This is a genomic window from Clostridium sp. UBA1652, assembly GCF_002320975.1.
GTDB classification, from domain to species: domain Bacteria; phylum Bacillota; class Clostridia; order Clostridiales; family Clostridiaceae; genus Clostridium_T; species Clostridium_T intestinale.
Genome location: NZ_DCLI01000009.1, coordinates 1 through 3,735, shown reverse-complemented (window position 1 = coordinate 3,735; position 3,735 = coordinate 1). Strand labels below are relative to the sequence as shown.

The 3,735-nt window shown below is 33.5% G+C and carries 4 protein-coding genes; all 4 read right to left on the bottom strand.

The features are described 5' to 3' along the window. Positions 1-38 precede the first annotated feature (38 nt). From B3N22_RS01270 to B3N22_RS01255, 4 genes are read right to left on the bottom strand one after another with little or no spacing between them, the layout of a single operon-like run. Positions 39-425 carry a hypothetical protein gene (locus tag B3N22_RS01270; RefSeq protein ID WP_286904271.1) on the bottom strand — a complete coding sequence of 129 codons (387 nt, stop codon included), beginning with the start codon at positions 423-425 and terminating at the stop codon, positions 39-41. Further along, the gene (locus tag B3N22_RS01265; RefSeq protein ID WP_286904270.1) at positions 412-660 is read right to left on the bottom strand and encodes a hypothetical protein; all 249 of its coding nucleotides are present in this window, start codon (positions 658-660) and stop codon (positions 412-414) included. Before B3N22_RS01265 ends, B3N22_RS01270 begins: the two co-directional genes overlap by 14 nt. Positions 661-675: 15 nt before the next feature. Beyond that, on the bottom strand, positions 676-1,020 hold the full coding sequence (locus tag B3N22_RS01260; RefSeq protein WP_286904268.1) for a DUF6711 family protein: 345 nt from the start codon (positions 1,018-1,020) through the stop codon (positions 676-678). A 16-nt stretch (positions 1,021-1,036) separates the two neighbouring features. Continuing rightward, positions 1,037-3,706 (bottom strand): phage tail tape measure protein, encoded by a 2,670-nt coding sequence (locus tag B3N22_RS01255; RefSeq protein WP_286904265.1) that lies wholly within the window; start codon positions 3,704-3,706, stop codon positions 1,037-1,039. Positions 3,707-3,735 lie beyond the last annotated feature (29 nt).

The window sequence follows — 3,735 nt, the reverse complement described above, 5'->3', positions numbered from 1 at the left end:
CTTTTGATAGTTGGTCTTTCTAAAAAATAGATTAGAGATTATTCCTCAATCATGTACTCAACTGCAGCTAGTATTGAAGCAGAAATATTACAAGAACAATTAAAAAGATCATCAAGTTTTATTAAATGTATATCTATTTTATTTTCAATAGAACTTAGCTCTTTTGTATCCTTATTCCAATCTTCCAGTAATTCTTCTTGGATATTCATAGTTCCATTTTCATCTATCTTAGGTTTTCCATCAGTATCTTTTACAGCATACTTTTGTATTAACTTTTGCCTTTCAGCATTGTACACTTTAAGTTCTTTTTCTATTTTATTTATATTTTTTGCTATAGCATAGCTCACTTTTACAGGTAGTTCCATTACAGATAATTGTGATAATGCATTAGCGCTATTTACTATAATTTCATTACTTAATTTCATTTTCAGTACCTCCTACAAATCCATCTTCAATCTTAAATACTTCATCCTCAAACTTCTCCATGTCTTCTCTAACAGCTGCTTTATTAGCTGTATATAGCTCCTGGTTAATTATTGTTTTAACTATATTTGCATTGTTGTTTCCATCTGTAGAAATCGTTGCTGACATAGCCACAACTTGACTTCCATTTATCATACTTTGACCTGTTACTGTTATACTCTTACTTACATTTAACATTACATATCATCCTTTCTATTTCTCAATAAAATTCATTTTTAAACCACTCCACTTAACTTCCCCATTAATAAATTGATAAGCTGGTGAAGTTCTATCACCTACATACATAGTTTTTGTAACCATTCCTAACTGTGGATCTGGATAAGTAACCGTAAAAAAAACACTACTTACAGCATTAAGTAGTGTTTGGCTTTCTGATTGTGTTAATGTTGGCCATTCTAGGCTTATTTTCCTTTTAACTGCAATCCTATCTCTTATTAATTCTCCATTACCATTTCTATTACTTTCTCCATCTAAATCAGTAATGCTTAACTCAAAAACTTTAGGAGTAGCAATATCTACTCCATTTACTTTTATCATATTATTGCTACCCCCTTTATGTTGGTATTAATGTTATTCCACCTTGTCTTTGCATTTTTCTTAATTGATTTAGTGCCACTTTACCTATAACAGAACCATCTATCATAAGTATTAAGTCACCTATAAAGCTATCGTTATTTGTTCCCTGCGGCATTCTAGAAGCAACCTTTTCAGCGAGTTGAGTAATCCATCCAGTATTGTTTTCCAAAGGCATTACTACTTCTTTTCCAGCTTCTCCTGCTACAAACATTTGAGCACTATCTACTATTCCACCTTTTGCAAGGTATGGTATCTTAGGAATATTTATTCCCATTCCTCCTAACCTTCCAGGAACCCAATCTGGTAGACTTATTTTGTTAAGACCTGTAATTACCCCATTAACAAGTCCTATCACTCCATTTAGTGGAGCTTTAGCCATAGAAGACATACCATTGAAGATACCTCCAAAAATATTAAGTACTCCGCGCCATACTCTATCCCAGTCTCCTGTAAATATCCCTCCAATAAAATCAATTAATCCTCTAAAGGTTTGTTTTATGCTTTCCCAAATATTTTTAGCATTGGCTGAAAATGCATTAAGTACATTCCCAAACACTCCGAACTTATTAGACCAATCTACAGAAAAAACACTACCTAACCAATTATTAAAATCCTGAAACTTATTCTTTATGAAATCCCATACTTCAACTGCTTTTGCTTTTACTTCATCCCAATGTTTATATAAAAGAACTCCTATGGCTATAATGCCTGCTATTGCTATTACAGCAAGTCCTATAGGTGAAGTTAAGAAAGCTATAGCCGCTCCAAATGCCCATGTAACACCTGTTGCTATTCCGCAAACAATATTCCAAGCAGCTGTGGCAACTGTCATTGCTGTTTGTGCTACTGTATCAGCTATCTTTAGTCCAGTATTAATTACAAATTGAGCTGCTTGTTTTACTAAAGCTGCAGTTCCATTAATTATTGACATTATAAAATCTTTAGCATATAAAGCAGTTAAGTAAATTGTTTCTGCCTTATCTACTAACTTTGCGACAGTACACGCTTTTATTGCGCTTGTAACTGCCTTAAATGCACCAACTATTCCACCGCTCATTTGTATAAATGCCATTAATTCAGTTAGTTTCCAAGCCGCAAAAAATAGTACTACAGAAGTTGTTATAGCATCTACTATAGATTGGTTATCACTCATCCAATCCCCTATAGAACTTAATATATCTGCTAATCTGTTGAGTACATCAACTATAACCCCACCTGTCCAGCTTGCTATTGGTTGTAGGAAGTTATCCCAAATCCATAAAGCTACTGGCTTAAATGACTGTAATAATGGATTTAGTATTTTCATAACCCCACTTAATACATTAAAAAAGGCTGGTAGAACATCCCCTACAGTCCATTTTGCTAATGGTACTAATGCATTATCATAAAACCATACTAAGGCGCTACTGATTGTATCTATAACAGGTTTTGTATTTCTTTTAAAATTCTCAAAAGCTTCACTTACTGGCTTTAAAAAATTCTTTACTTTTTCTGCAAGTCCTGCTATCCCACTTGTGTCTGGTTCTTCACTTAAGCCCACATCTATAGAACCTACCGAACCTATTCCACCTGCATCTACTCCAGGTAATCCTCCACCATCTGCACCGCTATTGCTCAATGAGTTTATTTCATCAAATCCCCCAAGAAGTCTGTTCATTTCCTTAGCTGTCTTTTTTGCAGTATCTCCAGTATTAGAAAGAGCTGTATTGTATGCGTTTTGTGCTTTAGTTCCTCCAATAGCTGTATTGGTAGCTTTTTGCATCGTACTTCCAAATAAAGTTTGCATAAATACAACCATATAACTTGTGGCTGTTCTTAATCCTAACGCAAAGTTTGTTAATATAGGTAAAACTACATTTAATACAGGTAAGAAGGCATTTCCTAAATTTAACGCAACATCTTTTAATATTGCAACTAACTGCTGTAAACTTGAATTGGTATTATTGAACACCTCTGTTCCGAATTTACTTGATGTTTGTTCTAAGATAGCAAATAATCTTATTTGTTGTTGAGTTTGGAAAGATAATTGATCCCATGACTTGCCGTTAGCAAATCTTTTAAATGATTCTGTGCTTTGTAGCATAGCAACATTAACATTAACACCTAAATCCTCGATAGCTTCTGTGTTACCAAGTAGACCTGACCTTATTCTTTCCATAACATCTTCCATGGTTCTACCTGTACCTGATGCAATTATAGCTGATGCTTTTAATAAATTAGTAGTGTACTGTAATGTCTGTTGACTTCCAGTTGAAAAAGTACTTACTAAATTTGAGAATATAGCTCCAAATTTCATAGCATCAGATTGAGACATATTAAACGCTAATGCACTATCTTTAGACCATTTTAAGAAAGCATTTGAACTCTCGCCCATGGTACGTTTAATTTGTTGTATAGCTGCTTCTACTTGCATTGCCATAGTAGAACTATCTTTAACAAACTTGCCTATAGCCGTTGTTATGGCTCCAAAAGTTATATACTTTGCTATATTTTTAAATGCACTCTGAATTTTATTAACTTCTTTATTAACGCTATCAGTCATTTTTTTGACTTGATTTTGTACTTTTGCAACTTCATCTCTAAATCCTTTAGTTTGCGCTTCTATCAATACTTGGAGTTTTTCAAGAGTTAAGGCTCCTTCTGCCATAACTTATTCCTCCTTATATAATATATTTA